Source organism: Citrobacter freundii complex sp. 2024EL-00216, from assembly GCF_043945515.1.
GTDB classification, from domain to species: domain Bacteria; phylum Pseudomonadota; class Gammaproteobacteria; order Enterobacterales; family Enterobacteriaceae; genus Citrobacter; species Citrobacter portucalensis.
In genome coordinates this window covers 127122-150945 of sequence record NZ_JBIMRA010000002.1, presented here as the reverse complement: position 1 = coordinate 150945, position 23824 = coordinate 127122, and the positions used below count along the sequence as shown (strand labels likewise).

The 23824-nt window shown below is 51.8% G+C and carries 23 protein-coding genes; 14 read left to right on the top strand and 9 right to left on the bottom strand.

The genetic code is table 11. From position 1 onward, the window contains the following. Window positions 1-5 precede the first annotated feature (5 nt). The gene (gene hisP, locus ACHHZ7_RS03130) at window positions 6-779 is read left to right on the top strand and encodes a histidine ABC transporter ATP-binding protein HisP (protein WP_003839331.1); all 774 of its coding nucleotides are present in this window, start codon (window positions 6-8) and stop codon (window positions 777-779) included. Between the two features lie 33 nt (window positions 780-812). On the opposite strand, the gene ACHHZ7_RS03125 is transcribed toward hisP, so the two are convergent. From ACHHZ7_RS03125 to yfcG, 4 genes are all read right to left on the bottom strand, one after another. Then, the gene (locus ACHHZ7_RS03125) at window positions 813-1328 is read right to left on the bottom strand and encodes a GNAT family N-acetyltransferase (RefSeq protein WP_071845290.1); all 516 of its coding nucleotides are present in this window, start codon (window positions 1326-1328) and stop codon (window positions 813-815) included. Window positions 1329-1399: 71 nt separating this feature from the next. Beyond that, the gene (locus ACHHZ7_RS03120; protein ID WP_060683495.1) at window positions 1400-2293 is read right to left on the bottom strand and encodes a TIGR01777 family oxidoreductase; all 894 of its coding nucleotides are present in this window, start codon (window positions 2291-2293) and stop codon (window positions 1400-1402) included. Between the two features lie 20 nt (window positions 2294-2313). After that, window positions 2314-2676, bottom strand: coding sequence for a dihydroneopterin triphosphate 2'-epimerase (gene folX, locus ACHHZ7_RS03115; RefSeq protein WP_003028107.1), 363 nt, complete (start codon window positions 2674-2676; stop codon window positions 2314-2316). Window positions 2677-2730: 54 nt separating this feature from the next. Next, window positions 2731-3366 (bottom strand): GSH-dependent disulfide bond oxidoreductase, encoded by a 636-nt coding sequence (yfcG, locus tag ACHHZ7_RS03110; protein WP_020996685.1) that lies wholly within the window; start codon window positions 3364-3366, stop codon window positions 2731-2733. Window positions 3367-3500: 134 nt separating this feature from the next. On the opposite strand from yfcG, the gene yfcF reads away from it, so the two are divergent. Genes yfcF through yfcD form a run of 3 tightly spaced genes read left to right on the top strand, consistent with a single transcriptional unit; the run spans window position 3501 to window position 5363 of the window. Continuing rightward, on the top strand, window positions 3501-4145 hold the full coding sequence (gene yfcF, locus ACHHZ7_RS03105) for a glutathione transferase (protein WP_003834778.1): 645 nt from the start codon (window positions 3501-3503) through the stop codon (window positions 4143-4145). Between the two features lie 55 nt (window positions 4146-4200). Continuing rightward, entirely contained in the window at window positions 4201-4752 is a 552-nt protein-coding gene (gene yfcE / locus ACHHZ7_RS03100) for a phosphodiesterase (protein ID WP_048234823.1), read from the top strand. A gap of 56 nt (window positions 4753-4808) precedes the next feature. After that, window positions 4809-5363, top strand: coding sequence for an NUDIX hydrolase YfcD (yfcD, locus tag ACHHZ7_RS03095; RefSeq protein WP_003834775.1), 555 nt, complete (start codon window positions 4809-4811; stop codon window positions 5361-5363). 56 nt (window positions 5364-5419) lie between these two features. On the opposite strand, the gene yfcC is transcribed toward yfcD, so the two are convergent. From yfcC to ackA, 3 genes are all read right to left on the bottom strand, one after another. Next, a complete protein-coding gene (gene yfcC, locus ACHHZ7_RS03090) occupies window positions 5420-6940 on the bottom strand; it encodes a putative basic amino acid antiporter YfcC (RefSeq protein WP_060683497.1) in 1521 nt (506 codons plus the stop codon). A gap of 199 nt (window positions 6941-7139) precedes the next feature. Continuing rightward, window positions 7140-9284 (bottom strand): phosphate acetyltransferase, encoded by a 2145-nt coding sequence (gene pta, locus ACHHZ7_RS03085; RefSeq protein WP_008785351.1) that lies wholly within the window; start codon window positions 9282-9284, stop codon window positions 7140-7142. A gap of 75 nt (window positions 9285-9359) precedes the next feature. Continuing rightward, the gene (ackA, locus tag ACHHZ7_RS03080) at window positions 9360-10562 is read right to left on the bottom strand and encodes an acetate kinase (RefSeq protein WP_003834770.1); all 1203 of its coding nucleotides are present in this window, start codon (window positions 10560-10562) and stop codon (window positions 9360-9362) included. 339 nt (window positions 10563-10901) lie between these two features. Here ackA and yfbV point away from each other — a divergent pair, with 339 nt between their 5' ends. The 4 genes from yfbV to ACHHZ7_RS03060 all read left to right on the top strand — a co-directional run bounded on the left by yfbV (window position 10902) and on the right by ACHHZ7_RS03060 (window position 14514). Continuing rightward, the gene (gene yfbV / locus ACHHZ7_RS03075; RefSeq protein WP_003028087.1) at window positions 10902-11357 is read left to right on the top strand and encodes a terminus macrodomain insulation protein YfbV; all 456 of its coding nucleotides are present in this window, start codon (window positions 10902-10904) and stop codon (window positions 11355-11357) included. 82 nt (window positions 11358-11439) lie between these two features. Then, a complete protein-coding gene (locus ACHHZ7_RS03070; protein WP_003028086.1) occupies window positions 11440-11934 on the top strand; it encodes a YfbU family protein in 495 nt (164 codons plus the stop codon). After that, window positions 11927-12604 (top strand): sugar phosphatase, encoded by a 678-nt coding sequence (locus ACHHZ7_RS03065; RefSeq protein WP_123969826.1) that lies wholly within the window; start codon window positions 11927-11929, stop codon window positions 12602-12604. The genes ACHHZ7_RS03070 and ACHHZ7_RS03065 overlap by 8 nt, the downstream gene beginning before the upstream one ends. 77 nt (window positions 12605-12681) lie before the next feature. Beyond that, a complete protein-coding gene (locus ACHHZ7_RS03060; protein ID WP_032944084.1) occupies window positions 12682-14514 on the top strand; it encodes an SLC13 family permease in 1833 nt (610 codons plus the stop codon). A 63-nt stretch (window positions 14515-14577) separates the two neighbouring features. On the opposite strand, the gene yfbR is transcribed toward ACHHZ7_RS03060, so the two are convergent. Next, a complete protein-coding gene (yfbR, locus tag ACHHZ7_RS03055; protein ID WP_003028083.1) occupies window positions 14578-15177 on the bottom strand; it encodes a 5'-deoxynucleotidase in 600 nt (199 codons plus the stop codon). 83 nt (window positions 15178-15260) lie between these two features. Continuing rightward, complete coding sequence (gene alaA, locus ACHHZ7_RS03050) at window positions 15261-16478, bottom strand: alanine transaminase AlaA (protein ID WP_003028082.1); 1218 nt, start codon at window positions 16476-16478, stop codon at window positions 15261-15263. A 927-nt stretch (window positions 16479-17405) separates the two neighbouring features. Here alaA and lrhA point away from each other — a divergent pair. From lrhA to nuoF, 6 genes are all read left to right on the top strand, one after another. Continuing rightward, window positions 17406-18344: a transcriptional regulator LrhA gene (lrhA, locus tag ACHHZ7_RS03045; protein WP_003834760.1), complete on the top strand. Its 939-nt coding sequence runs from the start codon at window positions 17406-17408 to the stop codon at window positions 18342-18344. A 627-nt stretch (window positions 18345-18971) separates the two neighbouring features. Further along, the gene (nuoA, locus tag ACHHZ7_RS03040) at window positions 18972-19415 is read left to right on the top strand and encodes an NADH-quinone oxidoreductase subunit NuoA (protein WP_003028077.1); all 444 of its coding nucleotides are present in this window, start codon (window positions 18972-18974) and stop codon (window positions 19413-19415) included. 15 nt (window positions 19416-19430) lie between these two features. After that, entirely contained in the window at window positions 19431-20093 is a 663-nt protein-coding gene (gene nuoB / locus ACHHZ7_RS03035) for an NADH-quinone oxidoreductase subunit NuoB (RefSeq protein ID WP_003028075.1), read from the top strand. A gap of 85 nt (window positions 20094-20178) precedes the next feature. Further along, window positions 20179-21981, top strand: coding sequence for an NADH-quinone oxidoreductase subunit C/D (gene nuoC / locus ACHHZ7_RS03030; protein ID WP_003834757.1), 1803 nt, complete (start codon window positions 20179-20181; stop codon window positions 21979-21981). Between the two features lie 2 nt (window positions 21982-21983). Next, window positions 21984-22484 carry an NADH-quinone oxidoreductase subunit NuoE gene (gene nuoE / locus ACHHZ7_RS03025; protein WP_003028069.1) on the top strand — a complete coding sequence of 167 codons (501 nt, stop codon included), beginning with the start codon at window positions 21984-21986 and terminating at the stop codon, window positions 22482-22484. Then, window positions 22481-23818 (top strand): NADH-quinone oxidoreductase subunit NuoF, encoded by a 1338-nt coding sequence (nuoF, locus tag ACHHZ7_RS03020; protein WP_003834753.1) that lies wholly within the window; start codon window positions 22481-22483, stop codon window positions 23816-23818. Before nuoE ends, nuoF begins: the two co-directional genes overlap by 4 nt. Window positions 23819-23824: the final 6 nt, after the last annotated feature.

Here is a 23824-nt window from a genome sequence, read left to right as displayed (position 1 = left end):
ACACGATGTCTGAAAATAAATTAAACGTTATCGATTTACATAAGCACTACGGCGAACATGAAGTGCTGAAAGGGGTATCGCTGCAGGCCAACGCGGGTGATGTTATCAGCATTATTGGCTCGTCAGGTTCCGGTAAAAGTACCTTCCTGCGCTGCATTAACTTTCTTGAGAAACCGAGTGCCGGGTCGATTATCGTCAGCGGTCAGAACATTGGTCTGGTGCGCGACAAAGACGGCCAGTTGAAGGTTGCGGACAAAAATCAGCTACGCCTGCTGCGTACGCGTCTGACGATGGTCTTTCAGCACTTTAATCTGTGGAGTCACATGACAGTGCTGGAAAACGTCATGGAAGCGCCGATTCAGGTGTTGGGGCTGAGCAAGCAGGAAGCTCGCGACCGTGCGGTGAAGTATCTGGCTAAAGTGGGCATTGATGAGCGCGCACAGGGTAAATATCCGGTGCACCTGTCCGGTGGTCAGCAGCAGCGTGTTTCCATTGCCCGTGCGCTGGCGATGGAACCGGAAGTGTTGCTGTTTGATGAACCTACGTCGGCGCTTGATCCTGAGCTGGTGGGTGAAGTGCTGCGCATTATGCAACAGCTGGCTGAAGAGGGGAAAACCATGGTGGTGGTGACCCACGAAATGGGGTTTGCTCGTCATGTTTCCACGCACGTGATTTTCCTGCATCAGGGGAAAATTGAGGAAGAGGGCGACCCGGAGCAGGTATTCGGTAATCCGCAAAGCCCGCGTTTGCAGCAGTTCCTTAAAGGATCGCTGAAGTAAGTCAACAGCCCGGAGGCGCTACGCTTTCCGGGCTTACAATTTTAGCGCGTCGCGCTCCAGCCGAAACACCCAGTCGTCGTAGGCGATGCCGTCAATCTCATACGCCTTTTCCAGTACCTGCGTACGTACAAAGCCTGTCTTTTCCAGAATACGGATTGAACCCTTGTTATCCGCCAGCGCGTATGCGTTTATCGCCGTCACACCTGCATGCTCGAAGGCATACTGGCACACCGCGCGCACGGCTTCGCTGGCAATACCTTTCCCCTGAGCCTGTGGCATGATGGCGTAGCCGAGGTCGGCTTCCTGCGGGTAAAGATGGCTGATTTGCAGACCAATATCGCCAAGTGGCGTCGGGCTGTTATGTTCGCGGATGACGAAAGTGTGCTGTGCGGCCAGACGTCTGGCGAATAACAGCCGCGTATCTTTCGCCGGGGCGATGTTACCCATATAGCGCATGACTTCAGGACATTCACGGAGTTTCTGGAAAAATGACCAGTCAGAAAATTGAAACAAAGAGAGGGTAAGTCGGGGAGTCGATATTATCGCCATAACGTCGCCATTGCGGAAATCTGGTCTATAACCTTACCACCACAACGGCGACTGTGAATAGTGCATAGGGGTTATCGGATGACATCCGCCAGCGCTTCTTCTAAATCGTACCAGCGAAACGTAAAACCGGAAGCTTCCAGGCGTTTGGGCAATGCGCGTTGTCCACCAAGGACCAGTACTGACGATTCCCCCATCAGCAGTCGCATAGCGGTGGCGGGAACGCGCAGAATGGCAGGGCGGTTCAGAGCGTGACCCAGCGCGTGGGCAAACTGCTCATTGTGCACCGGGTATGGCGAAACCATATTGAAGGGACCACGTAGATCGTTATTCAGCAGCCAGATAATTCCGTTGACCATATCATCAACATGGATCCATGCCATATACTGGCGTCCGTTACCGATCGGGCCGCCTAAGCCAAGACGAAACGGCGGGACCATTTTTGCCAGAATGCCGCCTGCTGAGGCCAGTACCACGCCGGTACGCAGCATACACACGCGGGTTTTGTCGCTTTGCGCAGTGCTGGCAATTTGCTCCCAGCGGGCGCACAGCTTGTGGGTAAATTCGTTATGCGGTGGCTCTTCTTCCGTAACCACAACTTCGCCCAAATCGCCGTAGTAACCGGTAGCGGAACCGGAGATTAACACTGAGGGCGGCGTCTCGCTGGCATTGATTAAATCGACCAGTTTCTGCGTAATGCCCCAACGGCTCTGGCACAAGCGTTCCTTTTGCTGTGCGCTCCAGCGCTTATCTGCGATAGGTTCTCCGGCAAGGTTAATCACGGCATCAATATTATTGAGATGTTGCCGCTCTTCCAGTCCTTTCCATAACGTGACCCGAGAGTCGAGAATCTGACGAGCCTTATCAGGGGTACGTGTCACTACGATTATCTGATGCCCCAGTTCCAGCAGGCAGGGGATCATATGACGTCCAATCAGGCCAGTACCGCCGGTAATCAGAATCTGCATGTCGCCTCCCGGGTTACGTTTTAGCGCTGCCAGCTCAGCGTCATTGATACTGAGTCGGCGTAACGCAATGCGTGAAGTTTATCTATCTCGACTTCAGCATAAGTGACCCAGTGATGTTCGCGTGCGATATCGAGCACATCTTGAGTTAATTTTTCTAACAATGAGAAGCGGTTACCCTCCACGTGGGCAATGATGCTTTTGGTTATAGTGCGGTAATTCAGCGCGTCGTTGATATCTTCGCTGGTACGCGCTTTGTCTGCCGGATAGTGAATGGCAATGTTGATGACGATATCCTGGCGGTTAAGGATCTCCTCTTCTTTAATGCCGATAAAGGTGCGCAGACGAAGGTTTTTTATACGAATAATAGCGTCAGGTTGTGACATTGCAGGTTTCCTCCATGTATGAACCTCTGCATGATACACGAGAACCGAATTGCGTCACCGCTTCTCACTCAGTGCTTGCTGCATGGCGCGTTCCGTGGCAGGACGCGTACGGATGCGTTCGTGCCAGTTATTGACCGCCGGGTAATTGTCGAGGTCGATGCGCTGACGCTGATGGGCGTGGATCCACGGCCAGCAGGCAATGTCAGCAATGCTGTAGTGATCGCCTCCCAGCCAGGGTGACGTTTCCAGACGTTTATTCATCACGTTGTACAGGCGCTGGGTTTCAACCTGATATCTTTCAATAGCGTAAGGGATCGTTTGCGGAGCGTAATGACTGAAATGATGATTCTGTCCCAGCATGGGGCCCAAACCGCTGACCTGCCAGAAAAGCCACTGCAGCGTGGTGTGGCGTTCGCGTAATTCACCGCTGAGCAGCTTACCGCTCTTCTCCGCCAGATAGAGTAAAATTTCTCCGGACTCAAACAAGCTGATGGGCCTTCCGCCATCTTCCGGCGCATGATCGATAATGGCCGGGATTTTATTGTTCGGCGAGATCAGCAAAAAATCGGGGCGAAACTGGCTGCCTTTGCTGATATCGACATGAATCAGACGGTATTGCAGCTGTGCCTCTTCAAGAAACAGCGTGATTTTGTGACCGTTTGGCGATGGCGTGTAATAGAGATCGATCATTTTCAGCATCCGTTTTGTCATGAACCGGGTCATTACAAGTATAGAGCCTGTTGGCGTGCGTGAGTTTTCATCAAGTGACAGCGAGAGAAAGACTCTATATTTTGAAGGCAAGCCAATACACTTCAGAGGACATTATGAGCAAATCTGCAATTACGCTGTGGTCAGATGCCAATTTTTTCTCCCCCTACGTGCTGTCTGTTTATGTCGCTCTGCAAGAGAAGGGGCTACCATTCACGCTGAAAACCGTTGATCTCAATAGTGGTGAACACTTGCATCCTTCATGGCAAGGTTACGCCTTGACGCGCCGCGTACCGGTTCTGGAGATCGATGGTTTTGAACTGAGCGAATCATCAGCGATTACGGAATTCCTGGAAGAGAGCTTTGCACCGCCACAGTGGGAGCGTATCTACCCACACGATGTACAAAAGCGCGCTCGGGCGCGCCAGGTTCAGGCGTGGATCCGCAGCGATTTAATGCCTATCCGTGAGGAACGATCAACAGATGTCGTTTTTGCTGGCGTGAAGAAAGGCCCGTTAAGCGAAGCGGGAAAAGCCAGTGCGGAAAAACTGTTCGCTACTGCGAGCAGTTTACTGAGCCACGGTAAGCAGAATTTATTTGGCGAATGGTGTATCGCTGACTGCGATTTAGCGCTAATGCTTAATCGACTGGTCCTTAACGGCGATGAGGTTCCAGAAGCGCTTGCGGAATACGCCACCTTCCAGTGGCAGCGCGCTTCAGTACAGCGTTTTATCGCGCTTTCAGCGAAGCGTTCCTGCTGAAAAACGGGCCGTAATCCAGTATCATTACAAGGTAATTTTCAGCGAGGAGTGAGTGATGAAACTGATGTTCGCATCGGACATTCATGGTTCGTTGCCAGCCACGGAACGCGTACTCGAACGGTTTGCTGCAAGCGGCGCGCAATGGCTGGTGATATTGGGTGATGTTTTAAACCACGGGCCGCGTAATGCGCTTCCAGAAGGCTATGCACCTGCGCAGGTTGCTGAACGGCTGAATGAGCTGGCATCGCGAATTATTGCGGTGCGTGGTAATTGCGACAGCGAAGTGGATCAGATGCTCCTGCATTTTCCGATGACTGCGCCGTGGCAGCAAATTCTGACAGAAAACCAGCGACTCTTTTTGACGCACGGACACCTTTTTGGCCCGCAAAATATGCCGGCGCTCAATGCGGGCGATGTTCTGGTTTATGGGCATACTCATCTGCCGGTTGCTGAGCGGCGCGAGGGTATCTATCATTTCAATCCCGGCTCGGTAAGCATCCCGAAAGGGGGCTTTGCGGCAAGTTACGGGATTCTGGATGATAATGTTCTCAGCGTAATGGCACTCAATGATCAAAGTGTTATTGCACAGGTCGAGATTAATCCGTAATTTACCCCACAAACATAAACGCGCCGTAAGAGCGCCAGAAAAAAGAAGGTTTCCTGATGGTGGAACAGCGTCGTTTGGCAAGTACTGAATGGGTGGATATTGTGAATGAAGACAACGAAGTCATTGCACAGTCCAGCCGGGAACAAATGCGGGCGCAACGCTTACGCCATCGTGCAACGTATATCGTTGTGCATGATGGTATGGGCAAAATTCTGGTTCAACGTCGCACTGAGACAAAAGATTTTTTGCCCGGCATGCTGGATGCCACCGCAGGCGGTGTGGTTCAGGCTGACGAGCAGATGCTGGAATCAGCGCGTCGTGAAGCAGAAGAGGAACTGGGGATTGCGGGCGTGCCGTTTGCCGAGCATGGTCAGTTTTACTTTGAAGACCAGAACTGTCGCGTATGGGGTGGGTTGTTTAGCTGCGTTTCCCACGGACCGTTTGCGCTTCAGGAAGATGAGGTCAGTGAAGTTTGCTGGTTGACGCCGGAAGAAATTACCGCGCGCTGCGACGAATTTACACCGGACTCCCTGAAAGCCCTGGCGCTGTGGATGACCCGCAACGCCAAGAATGAAGGGGCGAAAGCCGAAAAGCAGGAAGAAGCTGAGTAAACTCTGTTCATCCGGCCTACTGCGTCGAGAAATCGAGTAGGCCGGACGCACACTTTTTAATGGTAACCCATCATCTGCGCGCCAATCACCACCACGCTGGACATAATAAACAGCAGTCCCAACAGCGTAGCACCTACCTTCAGCCAGTTACGAAAATCCACTCGACAAACGCCTAACGTAGCCATCAGAGATGCTGACGTCGGATAGATAATATGACTGAATCCGTCGCCAAACTGGAAGGCCAGGACTGTGACCTGACGGTTTACGCCAACCAGATCGCCCAGCGGTGCCAGTAGCGGCATGGTTAACGCAGCCTGACCAGAGCCGGAAGTGACGAAGAAATTAAAAACTGCCTGGAACAACAGCATAAACCACGCCGCGATGGCGTTATCCAGCCCGCTGATGCCATTGGCAATGCTGTGCAGCAGAGTGTTTAACACGCTGGCTTCACCCGCCTCTCCATTACCGACCAGCAGTAAAATGCCTTTGGCAAAACCAACCAGCAGGGCAGGGGCAATCATCATTCGTGCACCCTCAGTGAATGAGGAGGCCATGATGTTGACCGTCATGCCGTTGAGCCGAAACACGACGCCGATAATGCCAATCACCAGACCCATCGTGAAGAACTGACTGGCGATCTCAGGAATAAACCACGCGTTGACGATAACGCCCCAGACAACCCAAATCATCACCGCGGTCAGCACCACTAGCACTAACCAGTCTCCCAGCGTGAAGCGTCGTTCCACGACTTCGTCCTGCTGCTCGCGAAAGAAGCGGTCGGATTCATGTACCCGGGACAAAAGCGGATTCTTTTTGATACGCGCCGCATAGGCCAGCGTGAAGGTCAGCCCGATTAACGTAGCGATCACCCAGACCACGATGCGTAGCCCGGAACCAGAGAGCACCGGTACCCCCGCAATACCTTGCGCGACCACCACGCAAAATGGGTTCATCCATGAGCTGGCGAAACCAATCTGAGTCGCGATATAGGTAACCAGCACGGTGGTGATACTGTCGTAACCTAGCCGTACCATCAAAGGCGCGATGATAATGGCAAAGGCAACAGCCTCTTCCCCCATGCCAAACACCGCGCCGCCTAAGGAGAAGAGAATAAACAGCACTGGGATAAACAGGACCTCGTTGCCCCGCGTATGGCGAATGAGCGCCAGGATGCCGTTATCAATGGTACCGGTACGCATAACGATGCCGAATGCGCCGCCAATGACCAGCATAAACATAATGATGCCGACAGCAGTGCCGAATTTCGAGCCGGAGGTTAATCCTTCAAACGGGAAATTCATCAGGCCTGGGCGTTCATCTCCGGTGGTGAATAACTGCACCCGGTGATACTGCTCTTCACCTGCGTCGTTGGTCAGAATACGAAAGGAATGGGGGTCAACCACCTTACGGGTTTTGGTTTGTCCATCAACCTGATACTGCACTTCCTGGCTGTCGAACATCCCGACGGGAACAACCCATGTTGCCAGACTGGTTAAAATGGCGACGAAAAAAATAATCACCAGCGTGTCGGGCATCGCCCATTTTTTAGCTGGCTGTGATTCTGTTACTGCTGACATGAAAGACTATCCCTGTTGCAACGCAAAAGAGAGTAAGTATGCGAACAGAAGAATAGTTATTCATTGATGCAGCGCATCCAGGCAAATGTTTCAGATTATGCCAAAGGGGAAAAAGACATAAAAAAACCGGAAATATCAGCTATTTCCGGTTTGATAAGCAGATGTGTAGCCGGATAAAAGATCCGGCACACTCGGCAGATTACTGCTGCTGCTGGGAAGACTGGATCGCGGTCAGTGCGATGGTGTAGACGATATCGTCTACCAGCGCGCCACGAGACAGGTCGTTCACCGGCTTGCGCATACCCTGCAGCATTGGCCCGATGGAGATCAGGTCAGCAGAACGCTGTACCGCTTTGTAAGTGGTGTTACCGGTGTTCAGATCCGGGAAGATGAACACGGTAGCGCGACCTGCAACCGGAGAGTTCGGCGCTTTGGATTTCGCTACATCAGCCATAACGGCGGCGTCGTACTGCAGCGGACCGTCGATCATCAGGTCAGGACGTTTTTCCTGTGCCAGACGGGTTGCTTCGCGAACTTTCTCTACGTCACTACCTGCACCAGAAGTACCGGTGGAGTAGGAGAGCATCGCTACGCGCGGTTCGATACCGAAGGCAATTGCGGAATCAGCGGACTGAATCGCGATTTCTGCCAGCTGCTCTGCAGTCGGATCCGGGTTGATCGCGCAGTCGCCGTAAACGTAAACCTGATCCGGCAGCAGCATGAAGAACACGGAAGACACCAGAGAGCTACCCGGTGCAGTTTTGATCAGCTGCAGCGGCGGACGGATGGTGTTCGCGGTGGTGTGTACTGCACCAGAAACCAGACCGTCAACATCGTCCTGTTCCAGCATCAGGGTACCGAGAACCACGTTGTCTTCCAGCTGTTCGCGGGCAACGGTTTCGGTCATACCTTTGTTTTTACGCAGTTCGACCAGGCGAGCAACGTAGCTTTCGCGAACCACATCTGGATCAACGATTTCTACGCCAGCGCCCAGTTCAACGCCCTGAGAGGCTGCTACGCGGGTGATCTCATCCGGGTTACCCAGCAGTACGCAGGTTGCGATACCACGTTCAGCACAGATGGCTGCCGCTTTAACGGTACGCGGTTCGTCGCCTTCCGGCAGAACAACGCGTTTGCCCGCTTTGCGCGCCAGCTCGGTCAACTGATAACGGAACGCTGGCGGAGACAGACGACGGCTACGCTCAGAGGTTGCAGTCAGGGATTCAATCCAGTCAGCGTTGATGTAGTTAGCAACGTATTCCTGAACTTTCTCAATGCGCTCGTGATCGTCAACCGGAACTTCCAGGTTGAAGCTCTGCAGGCTCAGAGAGGTCTGCCAGGTGTTGGTGTTTACCATGAATACCGGCAGGCCGGTTTCAAATGCACGTTCGCACAGTTTAGTGATGCGCGCGTCCATTTCGTAGCCGCCAGTCAGCAGCAGGGCACCGATTTCCACGCCGTTCATGGCCGCCAGGCATGCTGCAACCAGCACGTCAGGACGATCTGCGGAAGTTACCAGCAGGGAGCCTGCGCGGAAGTGTTCCAGCATATGTGGAATGCTGCGTGCGCAGAACGTCACAGACTTCACGCGACGGGTGTTGATATCGCCTTCGTTAACGATGGTGGCGTTCAGGTGACGCGCCATATCGATTGCACGAGTAGCGATCAGATCGAAGCTCCATGGCACCGCGCCCAGAACCGGCAGCGGGCTGGATTCTTGCAGTTTAGCCGGATCAACTTTGATCACTTTCGCTTTGGAAGAGTCGTCGAAAATCTCGGACAGATCCGGGCGAGTACGGCCCTGCTCATCAACCGGTGCGTTCAGTTTGTTAACGATTACGCCGGTGATGTTGGTGTTTTTCGCGCCGCCGAAGCTGCTGCGAGTCAGTTCAATACGCTCGTTCAGCTGTTCCGGGGTGTCGGTACCCTGAGACATAACGAAGACGATTTCCGCGTTCAGCGTTTTCGCGATTTCGTAGTTCAGAGACTGCGCGAACTGATGTTTACGGGTTGGGACCAGGCCTTCAACCAGTACAACTTCAGCGTCTTTGGTGTTCGCGTGGTAGTTCGCGATGATCTCTTCCATCAGCACATCTTTCTGATTGCTGGACAGCAGAGATTCAACGTGGCTCATCTTCAGCGGCTCTGCGGCTGGCAGAGAAGAGTTAGCACGGACGATGCTGGTAGTCTGGTCTGGCGCATCGCCACCGGCACGCGGTTGAGCGATCGGCTTAAAGACGCTCAGACGAACGCCTTTGCGTTCCATTGCGCGGATCACGCCAAGGCTGACGCTGGTCAGGCCGACGCTGGTTCCGGTAGGGATCAGCATAATAATACGGGACACGGTTTATCCTCTTTCGTTACCGCCAATTTAGACGGGTTACAAAACAGCACCGCCAGCTAGGCTGGCGGTGTGAAATCAGGCAGTCAGGCGGCTCGCGTCTTGCGCGATAACCAGTTCTTCGTTGGTTGGGATAACCAGCGCAGGACGGGTACCTTCTTTGTTGATGAAACCAGATTTGCCGAAACGTGCGGCCAGGTTACGTTCGTGGTCAACTTCAAAGCCCAGAACGCCCAGTTTGCCCAGAGACAGTTCACGAACCATCGCTGCGTTTTCACCGATACCACCGGTGAAGACAACTGCATCCAGACGACCATCCATCAGCGCAGTGTAAGAACCGATGTATTTCGCCAGACGGTGGCAGTAAACGTCCATTGCACGTTTAGCGTCTTCTTTAGTAGCGTAGTTATCTTCAACATAACGGCAGTCGCTGGTGACTTCGGTCAGACCCAGCAGGCCGGACTCTTTGGTCAGCATTTTGTTAATCTGGTCAACGCTCATGCCCAGGGTATCGTGCAGGTGGAAGATGATCGCCGGGTCGATGTCACCGGAACGCGTACCCATCACCAGACCTTCCAGCGGGGTTAGACCCATGGAGGTATCAACACATTTACCGTTACGGATAGCAGATACAGAACCGCCATTGCCCAGGTGGCAAGTGATGATGTTCAGCTCTTCAACCGGTTTGTTCAGCACTTTTGCCGCTTCCTGAGTGACGAAGAAGTGGCTGGTACCGTGCGCGCCGTAACGACGAACGCCGTGTTCTTTGTACAGGCTGTACGGCAGAGCATAGAGGTAAGACTCTTCCGGCATAGTCTGATGGAACGCGGTGTCGAATACAGCCACGTTTTTGTCTTTCAGATTAGGGAAGGATTTCAGCGCTTCTGCGATACCGATCAGGTGAGCCGGGTTATGCAGTGGTGCGAAAGAGGCAGAATCTTTGATGCCCTGAATAACGGAATCATCGATAACCACGGAGCTGGTGTACTTCTCGCCGCCGTGTACGATACGGTGACCAATAGCGGTCAATTGCGCAGACAATTCTGGTTTTTGTGCCAGAATAGTGTTAACGATAAAGTTCAGCGCTTCACTGTGAGCGGCGCCTGCACCTAAAGCCGCTTCTTGTTTACCGCCGTCCATTTTCCACTTGATACGTGCTTCTGGGAGATGGAAACATTCGGCTAAACCAGAGAGGTATTCTTCACCGTTTACTGCATCGATGATGGCAAATTTCAGTGAGGAGCTACCGCAGTTCAGAACCAGTACTAACTTACTCGACATGGAAGTACCTATTTATGATACGTGGCTAAAAAAACGTCAGGGAGTCATAGAGCGTAGCGCATGATGACACCGACGTTTATGATTAACATCATGCGCCATAGTCTTTTTGGGCACGATGGAATAAATACCTTTGAGTCTATGTCATTTTGCGTATTTTTCAGGCAATGGCATAATGTATGCCAATTTGACGACTCAATGATTTTGGACTACAGGCCTTACAGGCCGGCACAGGATACCTGAATGTGGGTATCAAAGACAAAATGTTTTGAACGATGTCCCTTGTAGTTGTTGTTTTGCACAAATTTTTTAATTTTTATATGTGAAGTTGAGGTAACCGCCATGTCGACACCGGATAATCGCTCCGTCAATTTTTTTAGCTTGTTTCGCCGGGGGCAGCACTATGCAAAGACGTGGCCAATGGAAAAGCGCCTTGCGCCCGTGTTTGTTGAGAACCGCGTGATCCGCATGACGCGTTACGCGATTCGTTTTATGCCGCCTATCGCCGTCTTCACCTTATGTTGGCAAATTGCGTTAGGGGGGCAGTTGGGCCCGGCCGTGGCGACTGCTCTGTTTGCGCTTAGCCTGCCGATGCAGGGGATGTGGTGGCTGGGAAAACGTTCCGTAACGCCGCTGCCGCCTTCAATTCTCAATTGGTTCTACGAAGTTCGGGGTAAATTGCAAGAAGCTGGGCAGGCGCTCTCTCCGGTGGAAGGAAAGCCGGATTACCAGGCGTTGGCTGACACGCTTAAGCGCGCCTTCAAACAACTGGATAAAACTTTCCTTGATGATTTGTAATTGACCCCTGATTACGCATATAAAAGAAGGCACAAGATGCCTTCTTTTTTTCATCGCAGTAGTAGTGATACAGGAGTCCCAAATGGAAATGACCAACGCTCAACGTCTGATTTTGTCGAATCAGTACAAAATGATGACTATGCTCGATCCAACTAACGCCGAGCGTTATCGTCGTTTGCAGACGATTATTGAACGCGGTTACGGCTTGCAGATGCGTGAGCTGGATCGTGAGTTTGGTGAACTGACGGAAGAAACCTGTCGTACGATTATCGATATTATGGAGATGTATCACGCATTACATGTGTCCTGGACTAATCTTAAGGATGCGCAGGCTATTGATGAGCGTCGCGTGACCTTCCTCGGTTTTGACGCCGCAACGGAAGCCCGTTTCCTCGGGTACGTTCGTTTTATGGTCAATGTGGAAGGTCGTTACACCCACTTTGATGCGGGTACGCATGGCTTCAACGCCCAGACCCCAATGTGGGAAAAATATCAGCGTATGCTGAATGTTTGGCACTCTTGCCCGCGTCAGTATCACCTGAGCGCGAATGAAATTAACCAAATCATTAATGCCTGAGGGGGCGAGCGTGCAGTGCAAAGGTTTTCTGTTTGATCTGGATGGAACGTTGGTCGATTCCTTACCCGCAGTAGAGCGTGCGTGGTGCAACTGGGCCGATCGCTTCGGCCTCGATCACGCCGAGGTACTCGGCTTTATTCATGGTAAGCAGGCCATTACCTCCCTGCGACACTTTATGGTGGGCAAGTCTGAGGCAGAGATCGCCGCGGAATTTACCCGTCTGGAGCAGATCGAAGCGACGGAAACCGCCGGGATCACCGCGCTGCCGGGGGCAGTTGATTTACTCAACCATCTCAATAAAGCAGGTATTCCATGGGCGATTGTGACCTCCGGTTCTATGCCAGTCGCACGTGCGCGTCATCGTGTTGCCGGGCTTCCTGCTCCTGAAGTGTTTGTCACCGCCGAGCGGGTAAAAAGAGGGAAACCAGAGCCAGACGCGTATCTGTTAGGTGCTCAGCTTCTGGGCCTGTCACCGCAGGAATGTGCAGTCGTGGAAGATGCCCCCGCCGGGGTGCTCTCAGGACTGGCTGCTGGGTGTCATGTCATCGCGGTTAACGCGCCAGCGGATACGCCGCGTCTGGACGAAGTTGATTTTTCGCTGACCAGTCTGGAACATATTTCTGTGACCAAACAACCCAACGGAAATGTGGTCGTTATAAGAAATACCTGATCATGATTTAGCCCCAGATTGTTGGGGCTTTTTTATGGCAGAATCAGTCCATCCCTCTCATTTAACAAGGATATGTTGTGAACGGTGAATTGATATGGGTTCTCTCATTGCTGGCGATTGCCGTCGTCTTGTTTGCAACTGGCAGAGTGCGTATGGACGCGGTCGCTTTGCTGGTCATTATTGCCTTTGTTCTGAGCGGAACATTGAGCATCACAGAGGCTTTTTCCGGGTTCAGCGATCCTAACGTTATTTTAATAGCGGCTTTATTCATTATCGGCGACGGCCTGGTGCGTACCGGCGTGGCGACGGTAATGGGTGCCTGGCTGGTGAAGGTCGCCGGCAGCAGTGAAGTCAAAATGCTGGTGTTGCTGATGATAACCGTAGCCGGACTCGGTGCCTTCATGAGTTCGACCGGTGTGGTCGCCATCTTTATTCCGGTTGTCTTAAGCGTTTCCATGCGCATGCAAATCTCCCCCTCACGGCTGATGATGCCGTTGAGCTTTGCCGGATTGATAAGCGGCATGATGACGCTGGTGGCAACGCCGCCGAACCTGGTCGTCAACAGTGAATTGTTACGTGAAGGACTTAACGGTTTTAGCTTTTTTAGCGTAACCCCACTGGGACTGGTGGTGTTGGTACTCGGCATAATTTATATGCTGGTGATGCGTTTTATGCTGAAAGGTGAAGACTCCGGGCAGCCGGGAGACGGCTGGAAGCGCCGGACCTTTCGCGATCTGATCAAAGAATATCGCCTGACAGGGCGTGCCCGCCGCCTGGCGATTCGCCCGGGTTCTCCCATGATTGGCCAACGTCTGGATGACCTGAAATTGCGTGAGCGCTACGGGGCAAACGTGATTGGTGTTGAACGCTGGCGGCGTTTTCGCCGCGTGATTGTCGATGTTAACGGGGTTTCTGAGTTCCGTGCCCGTGACGTGTTGCTGATTGATATGTCAGCGGCCGACGTCGACCTGCGTGAATTTTGCAGCGAGCAACTGTTGGAGCCGATGGTGCTGCGCGGTGAATACTTCTCCGAGCAGGCGCTTGACGTGGGTATGGCCGAGATTTCATTGATCCCTGAATCGGAATTGATCGGCAAAACGGTACGGGAAATCGCTTTTCGTACGCGTTATGGCCTGAATGTCGTCGGACTGAAGCGTGATGGTACGGCACTGGCCGGAGCGGTGGTGGATGAACCACTGCTGATGGGCGATATCATTCTGGTGGTGGGCAACTGGAAACTCATCACTTTGTTGGGGCAAAAAGGGCGCGATTTCGTGGTGCTGAATATGCCCGTGGAAGTCAGTGAAGCTTCTCCGGCGCACAGCCAGGCGCCGCATGCGATTTTCTGTCTGGTGCTGATGGTCGCGTTAATGCTCACCGATGAAATCCCTAATACGGTTGCCGCGATTATCGCCTGTTTGCTGATGGGAAAATTCCGCTGCATCGATGCCGAAAGCGCCTATAAAGCCATTCACTGGCCAAGTATTATTTTGATTGTCGGAATGATGCCCTTTGCGCTGGCATTACAGAAAACGGGCGGTGTTGATCTGGTGGTTAAAGGGCTAATGGACGTTGGTGGAGGGTACGGCCCGTATATGATGCTGGGCTGCCTGTTCGTGCTGTGCGCGACCATTGGGTTATTTATCTCTAACACTGCGACGGCGGTACTGATGGCGCCGATTGCGCTGGCGGCAGCAAAGTCGATGGGCGTTTCGCCGTATCCTTTTGCGATGGTGATTGCGATGGCGGCTTCAGCAGCCTTTATGACGCCAGTTTCTTCACCGGTAAACACACTGGTACTCGGGCCGGGTAACTACAGCTTTAGCGATTTCGTTAAAATTGGCGTGCCGTTTACCATCATTGTAATGGTGGTGTGCGTGGTGATGATCCCGATGCTGTTTCCGTTTTGATTTTTATGTGCCGGATGGCGGCTAACGCCTTATCCGGCCTACAAAGGTAACGTCGTCGCAAACTTACAATGGAGAATCCTGACTGATTTCATCTAATGAAAGGTGAAAACTCGGGACGAACACGTCCATAAAGTAGTCCATCTCTTCGCTGCGTCGTGACTCCAGCGTTTTTTCCAGACGTGTTTTCGCCAGCAGAAATTCGTTGTTACCGGCGGAGAGTTCTTCCAGGCACTTCAGATACGCGCACAGGGCATCGGCCTGTTTAACAATCGACCTCTCTTCTTCACTTAAGGCATGTTCATCAATGAGCGGCGCAAAAATATCGCGCAGCTCATCGGGAACCATATCGACCAGTTTTTGTTGGGCAATTTTCTCTATCGCTTTATATTCCTGAGCAATCTGCGAGTTGAAATATTTCACTGGGGTAGGGAGATCGCCGGTTAACACCTCTGACGCATCGTGATACATCGCCAACAAGGCAATACGCTCAGCATTAACCTGACCACCAAATTTACGGTTTTTAATTGCGGCCAGCGCATGGGCAACCATGGCAACCTGCAGACTGTGTTCGGACACGTTTTCGGTGCGCACGTTGCGCATCAGCGGCCAGCGGTTAATGAGTTTCAGACGGGAGAGGTGGGCAAAAAAGTGGCTCTGCTTCATAACGACCCTTACTCAGTGACTTCAGTAACGGTATTTTGCGCAGAGAGTGCTACCGGATGCAAACCCGGCAGCACTTTGCGTGGTTACAGCTGGCGATACCCTGACAGGAAACGCTCAAATTTACTCAGCGACATTTCGATATCGTCAATACGCGGTAGCGTGACGATGCGGAAATGATCCGGCCACGGCCAGTTGAATGCCGTCCCCTGGACCAGCAGTACTTTTTCCTGCAACAGGAAGTCGAGTACCATCTTCTGGTCGTCATGAATATTAAAGCGTTTAGCATCAATTTTCGGGAACATATACAGCGCACCGCGCGGTTTTACGCAAGAGACGCCGGGGATGTCATTAAGCAGTTCCCAGGCGCGGTTACGTTGCTCATACAGACGTCCGCCTGGCATGATGAATTCGCTGATGCTCTGATATCCACCCAGTGCGGTCTGAATGGCATGTTGTGCCGGAACGTTGGCACACAGGCGCATAGAAGCCAGCATCTCAAGGCCTTCGATATACCCTTTGGCATGTTTCTTCGGTCCGTTCAGTACCATCCAGCCCTGGCGGAAACCGGCAACACGATAGGTTTTTGACAGGCCGTTAAAGGTAATAGTCAGCAGGTCAGGGGCCATTGCCGCAATCGAGTGGTGCTCGGCGTCATCGTAAAGAATTTTGTCGTAAATCTCGTCCGCAAAGATGATGAGATTGTTTTGGCGGGCAATCTCAACAATCTCCATCAGCAGCTCTTTAGAATACACCGCGCCAGTAGGGTTGTTTGGGTTGATGATGACGATCCCACGGGTACGCGGCGTAATTTTGGCGCGGATATCATCCAGGTCCGGGAACCAGTCTGACGATTCGTCACACAGGTAGTGCACGGCATTACCACCAGAGAGCGAAACCGCCGCCGTCCACAGTGGATAATCAGGTGCAGGAACCAGCATTTCGTCCCCACTGTTTAGCAATGCCTGCATGGCCTGCACAATCAATTCAGATACGCCGTTACCGATATAGATATCTTCCACGGTTACGTCGCGCATCCCACGGGCCTGGTAATGCTGCATGATTGCTTTGCGGGCTGAATAAAGGCCTTTGGAATCGCAATATCCTTGCGCAGTTGGCAAATTGCGGATCACATCCACCAAAATTTCATCTGGCGCTTCAAACCCGAAAGGCGCAGGGTTGCCGATGTTCAGTTTCAGAACTTTGTTGCCTTCTTCTTCCAGGCGCTTTGCTTCCTTCAGAACCGGGCCGCGAATGTCATAACAGACGTTTTCTAATTTGCTGGATTTTTCAATGGGGGACATGAACGTTGACCTTTTTAGCTGTGAATGCCACTCCCTGCCGTGGAAGTCAGCCCAGCACAATGTACTCCCACGACGGTGAGTTTTGAAGGGTCTTTAGTAGAAGATTTTGGAAAGCAGGGGGATTATAATTCACTGTTAATAACTAAATAATGTGATTTTTGTAGAGTAATGATCTGGATTATTGTGTTTTCTGTGGTTTATGTTTTGCTTTGTTAGTGTGGGTATGGTGATTTGTCTGGTCAAAAAAAGTTAGACCTGTAAAGAAAAAGGTAGCTGAGATCTCAGCTGAATGGCGTAATTCGAAAATACTGAGGTTTGGCCTGCGAAATCTGTTATCGGTCTGATCCCTGCGTGATGCGGTGTGAATCCATTGTTAAGCATAATTAATGAATTGAGGAATTCTTAATTAATTATTATTTATTATTTAAACGACATCAAATTGAGTTGGCCAATAATACGAAAACCGTTGCGCTGACATAACACCAATTTGCCCGGAATTATTCGCGATAACACTTATAAATATAGTGGTTTTAGGTTAAGATAACTCCTATGAAATGGTGTGTAGTACGAATTTTACGATAATTCAAATGTTTGTTGGTTGTTCCTAACATCCTGAAAAGTTAGTTTTTAATGTGTAAATTATTGTTCGTTAACTATTTTTTAAATTTACAAAATTTACATGTTTCCCATTAGTCAGAATCATCCAGCAGCTAAAAATACGGCTCTTTCTCGTTGCTATATTCCGATGAATATCACGGGTATTAAAATAGCTCAGAAAGAGAATTGTTTCGTTTGTTAAACCAAATACATCCTTATTTTCACTTGGTTACACTAAGCGAAACTGAAGGGAGGCACATTACAAATGGAGTTGTTTGATTCTGAATGCACAGCATTAACCCGGTATGACCCGCGAGTAAGTGAAAAACTATGATAAATGCAAATCGTCCGATAATTAACCTCGACCTCGATCTGCTGAGAACCTTTGTTGCTGTTGCCGACCTGAATACCTTTGCGGCTGCGGCAGCTGCGGTATGTCGAACTCAGTCTGCGGTAAGTCAGCAAATGCAGCGTCTTGAACAACTTGTGGGGAAAGAGTTGTTCGCGCGCCATGGACGCAACAAACTGCTGACCGAACACGGTATCCAGCTGTTGGGTTACGCCAGGAAAATACTGCGATTTAATGATGAGGCATGCTCATCATTGATGTTTAACAATCTTCAGGGGGTGTTAACTATCGGTGCTTCTGATGAATCCGCCGATACCATACTCCCTTTTCTGCTTAACCGTATAAGTTCGGTTTATCCGAAACTTGCACTGGATGTCAGAGTGAAACGCAACGCCTACATGGTGGAGATGCTTAAGTCGCAAGAAGTGGATTTAGTGGTCACCACTAACCGACCTGGCGATTTTGAGTGCCTGAATTTGCGAACTTCACCGACGCACTGGTATTGCGCAGCCGAATATATCCTGCAAAAAGGGGAACCGGTGCCGTTAGTTCTGCTGGACGATCCCAGCCCGTTTCGCGATATCGTGCTGGCGACGTTGAATGCCGCACAGATCCCGTGGCGTTTGGCTTATGTCGCTTCAACATTGCCTGCGGTCCGCGCGGCGGTAAAAGCAGGGCTGGGCGTTACTGCCCGTCCTGTCGAAATGATGAGCCCGGATTTACGCGTACTGGGTGCGGCGGACGGATTGCCACCTCTGCCTGATACCGAGTATCTGCTGTGCAGCGATCCGGCCACGCAAAATGAATTAGCTCAGGTTATCTTTAAGTCGATGCAGACATATCAAAATCCTTGGCAATACAATCAGTTTACCCCTGAAGGGGGAGATGACTCGCTGATTGTTGAAGGCGACTTTGAGTAAAGCGTCACAAAAAAACGTTTTAAAATGTAAGTGTAAAAAAGAGCCACTGATGATGAAAAAACATCCAGCGGCTCTTTTTTTATGCAAATATTACTGCTTTCTGTTCATTCATATACTAAAACTTAACAAAATCAGCAGGTAAAAAAACAGACTGACAATAGGATGAAAAATAATCAGCTGAGTTGCTAAATGTTTCCATGTTAAAAAACTAGAGAAATTGTTGCTGTTTTTTATGGTGAATTAACAAAAGCGTGTCACAGATCAAGAAAATACTCCCATTTAGGGGGAGGCATCTGGGTGAATTCCTGTCAAAATAGACGTGTATTATCTTTTTTACTTCACTACGGACACGATTCAACAACATTAAAAATGACCGATGATGCAATCGAAATGGGTCTAAAGAGCACTTTATGTTAATGAAGTTGGAACAGTGTAAAATAATGTGAGGAAACTTTTGTTAAAGTTGACAAAAGGTTATAGAAAGGAGTAAAAAACCCCATCAATTAGCTGTATAAAATGATTTTTCACAGTGATTGTAAGGTTTTTTTTATTCCTCCCCATGAATCGATGTGGCGTTCATCTGCCGAAAAGAGCAGAGAATTTGGCGCTACTTTTGATGAGTAAGCAATGAGTATGTCAACATCCACTGAAATCATCGCTCATCACTGGGCATTCGCTATCTTTCTTATCGTTGCCATTGGCCTGTGCTGCCTGATGCTCGTCGGCGGCTGGTTTTTAGGGGGTCGCGCACGCGCGAGATCTAAAAACGTGCCGTTTGAATCAGGTATCGACTCGGTCGGCACCGCCCGCCTGCGCCTGTCTGCCAAGTTTTATCTGGTAGCCATGTTCTTCGTTATCTTCGACGTTGAAGCGCTGTATCTGTTCGCATGGTCAACTTCTATCCGTGAAAGCGGTTGGATTGGCTTTGTGGAAGCTGCAATTTTTATTTTTGTGTTACTGGCAGGTCTGGTTTATCTGGTGCGTATTGGCGCGCTGGACTGGACGCCCGCGCGTTCACGCCGCGAGCGTATGAACCCGGAAACGAACAGTATCGCTAATCGTCAACGCTAACCGCGAGGCATTAAGATGGATTATACGCTCACCCGCATAGATCCTAACGGTGAGAACGACCGTTACCCCCTGCAAAAACAGGAGATCGTAACCGACCCCCTGGAACAAGAAGTTAACAAAAACGTGTTCATGGGCAAACTGCATGACATGGTTAACTGGGGCCGTAAAAACTCAATTTGGCCATATAACTTTGGCCTTTCCTGCTGCTACGTTGAGATGGTGACCTCGTTTACCGCCGTGCACGATGTGGCCCGTTTTGGTGCGGAAGTACTGCGTGCATCGCCGCGTCAGGCTGACCTGATGGTCGTAGCCGGAACCTGCTTTACCAAAATGGCACCAGTTATTCAGCGCCTCTACGATCAGATGCTGGAACCGAAATGGGTTATTTCCATGGGCGCATGCGCCAACTCCGGCGGTATGTACGACATCTATTCTGTGGTGCAGGGCGTTGATAAATTTATTCCGGTCGATGTGTACATCCCGGGATGTCCGCCGCGCCCAGAAGCGTATATGCAGGCTCTGATGCTGCTGCAAGATTCCATTGGCAAAGAACGCCGCCCGCTCTCCTGGGTGGTTGGCGATCAGGGCGTTTATCGCGCCAATATGCAGTCAGAACGCGAGCGTAAACGCGGCGAACGTATTGCTGTAACGAATCTTCGTACACCAGACGAGATTTAATTTGCGCCTGTCGGCAGCAGCACTTCCTTCGCTTATCACTACATAAATAGCGCGAAGCACTGCCGACCACCACGGACCATTTGCAATGGTGAACAATATGACCGACTTAACCGCGCAAGACGCCGTATGGCAAACACGGGATCACCTTGATGACCCGGTCATTGGCGAACTGCGCAACCGTTTTGGGCCGGATGCCTTTACCGTTCAGGCGACTCGCACCGGGGTACCCGTTGTTTGGGTCAAGCGTGAACAATTACTGGAAGTTGGCGATTTCTTAAAGAGACTGCCGAAACCTTACGTCATGCTGTTTGACTTACACGGCATGGACGAACGTCTGCGTACGCACCGCGAAGGGTTACCTGCCGCGGATTTTTCCGTTTTCTATCACCTGATCTCCATTGAACGCAATCGCGATATCATGCTCAAGGTGGCTTTGTCTGAAAACGATCTGCGCGTACCGACTTTCACCAAACTGTTCCCGAACGCCAACTGGTATGAGCGTGAAACCTGGGAAATGTTTGGCATCGATATCGAAGGTCACCCGCACCTGACGCGTCTGCTGATGCCGCATACCTGGGAAGGTCATCCGCTGCGTAAAGACTACCCGGCGCGTGCGACCGAATTTGATCCGTTTGAGCTGACTAAAGCCAAACAGGATCTGGAAATGGAAGCGCTGACCTTCAAACCTGAAGATTGGGGTATGAAGCGTAGTACCGAAAACGAGGACTTCATGTTCCTCAACCTCGGTCCTAACCACCCGTCTTCTCACGGTGCTTTCCGTATTGTGCTGCAGCTTGATGGCGAAGAAATCGTCGACTGCGTACCTGACATCGGCTACCACCACCGTGGCGCTGAAAAGATGGGTGAACGTCAGTCCTGGCACAGCTACATTCCGTACACCGACCGTATTGAGTACCTCGGCGGCTGCGTAAACGAAATGCCTTACGTACTGGCCGTTGAGAAGCTGGCTGGTATCACCACGCCGGATCGCGTCAACGTGATTCGCGTGATGTTGTCCGAACTGTTCCGTATCAACAGCCACCTGCTGTACATCTCCACGTTCATTCAGGACGTCGGCGCGATGACCCCGGTCTTCTTCGCCTTTACCGACCGTCAGAAAATCTATGACGTGGTGGAAGCGATCACCGGTTTCCGTATGCACCCGGCCTGGTTCCGTATCGGCGGTGTGGCACACGATCTGCCGCGCGGTTGGGACAAGCTGCTGCGTGACTTCCTCGACTGGATGCCAAAACGTCTGGATTCTTACGAGAAAGCCGCACTGCGTAACACCATCCTGAAAGGCCGTTCGCAGGGCGTTGCCGCTTACGGTAAGAAAGAAGCGCTGGACTGGGGTTGTACCGGTGCTGCGCTGCGCGCGACCGGTATTGATTTCGACGTGCGTAAAGCGCGTCCGTACTCTGGTTACGAAAACTTTGACTTTGAAGTCCCGGTTGGCGGCGGCGTTTCTGACTGCTATACCCGCGTGATGCTGAAAGTTGAAGAGCTGCGCCAGAGTCTGCGCATCCTTGAGCAGTGCCTCAATAACATGCCGGAAGGCCCGTTCAAAGCGGATCACCCGCTGACGACGCCGCCGCCGAAAGAGCGCACGCTGCAACATATCGAAACCCTTATCACCCACTTCCTGCAGGTTTCGTGGGGCCCGGTTATGCCGGCAAACGAGTCCTTCCAGATGGTGGAAGCGACCAAGGGTATCAACAGTTACTACCTGACCAGCGATGGCAGCACCATGAGTTACCGTACCCGTATCCGTACCCCGAGCTATGCGCACCTGCAGCAGATCCCGGTAGCGGTACGTGGCAGCCTGGTGTCCGACTTAATCGTCCATCTGGGTAGTATCGATTTTGTTATGTCAGATGTGGACCGCTAATTATGCACGAGAATCAACAACCACAAACCGAGGCTTTTGAGCTGAGTGCGGCTGAGCGTGAAGCGATTGAGCACGAGAAGCACCACTACGAAGACCCGCGTGCGGCGTCCATTGAAGCGCTGAAAATCGTTCAGAAACAGCGTGGCTGGGTGCCGGATGGGGCGATCTATGCGATCGCTGATGTGCTGGGTATTCCGGCAAGCGACGTAGAAGGTGTTGCTACGTTTTATAGCCAGATCTTCCGCCAGCCGGTAGGTCGCCACGTGATCCGCTATTGCGACAGCGTGGTGTGCCATATCAACGGCTACCAGGGGATCCAGGCCGCGCTTGAGAAAAAACTCAACATCAAGCCGGGGCAGACGACCTTTGATGGTCGCTTTACGCTGCTGCCGACCTGTTGCCTGGGGAACTGCGATAAAGGGCCAAACATGATGATCGATGAGGATACTCACGCTCACCTGACCCCGGAAGGCATTCCCGAACTGCTGGAGCGGTATAAATGAAAGACATTATCCGTACTCCCGAAACCCATCCGCTGACCTGGCGTCTGCGTGATGACAAACAGCCGGTCTGGCTGGACGAATACCGTAGCAAGAACGGCTACGAAGGTGCGCGTAAGGCCCTGACCGGGCTGTCACCGGACGAAATCGTTAATCAGGTAAAAGACGCTGGCCTGAAAGGGCGCGGCGGCGCGGGCTTTTCCACCGGTCTGAAGTGGAGCCTGATGCCGAAAGACGAATCCATGAACATCCGTTACCTGCTGTGTAACGCCGATGAAATGGAGCCGGGCACCTATAAAGACCGTCTGCTGATGGAACAGCTGCCGCACCTGCTGGTGGAAGGCATGCTGATTTCCGCGTTTGCGCTGAAAGCGTACCGTGGTTACATCTTCCTGCGCGGTGAATATATCGAAGCAGCCGTGCATCTGCGTCGCGCGATTGCCGAAGCGACCGAAGCCGGTCTGCTTGGCAAAAACATCATGGGCACTGGTTTCGACTTCGAACTGTTTGTCCACACCGGGGCAGGGCGTTACATCTGCGGTGAAGAAACCGCGCTGATCAACTCCCTCGAAGGTCGCCGTGCTAACCCTCGTTCCAAGCCGCCGTTCCCGGCAAGCTCTGGCGCATGGGGCAAACCGACCTGCGTAAACAACGTCGAAACCCTGTGTAACGTACCGGCTATCCTCGCGAACGGCGTGGAGTGGTACCAGAACATTTCGAAGAGCAAAGACGCGGGCACCAAGCTGATGGGCTTCTCTGGTCGCGTGAAGAATCCTGGCCTGTGGGAACTGCCTTTCGGTACTACCGCGCGTGAGATCCTCGAAGATTACGCGGGCGGCATGCGCGATGGACTGAAGTTTAAAGCCTGGCAGCCAGGCGGTGCAGGGACTGACTTCCTGACCGAAGCACACCTCGATCTGCCGATGGAATTCGAAAGCATTGGTAAAGCAGGTAGCCGTCTGGGCACCGCGCTGGCCATGGCTGTTGATCACGAGATTGGCATGGTTCCTTTGGTGCGTAACCTCGAAGAGTTCTTTGCCCGCGAGTCTTGCGGCTGGTGTACGCCGTGCCGTGACGGTCTGCCGTGGAGTGTGAAAATTCTGCGCGCGCTGGAGCGTGGCGAAGGCCAGCCTGGGGATATCGAGACACTTGAGCAACTGTGTCGTTTCCTCGGCCCGGGTAAAACCTTCTGTGCACACGCACCGGGTGCAGTGGAACCGCTGCAGAGCGCCATTAAATATTTCCGCGAAGAATTCGAAGCTGGCATCAAGCAGTCCTTCAGCAATACCCATCAGATTGGTGGTATTCAGCCGAACCTGCTGAAAGAGCGCTGGTGATTACAG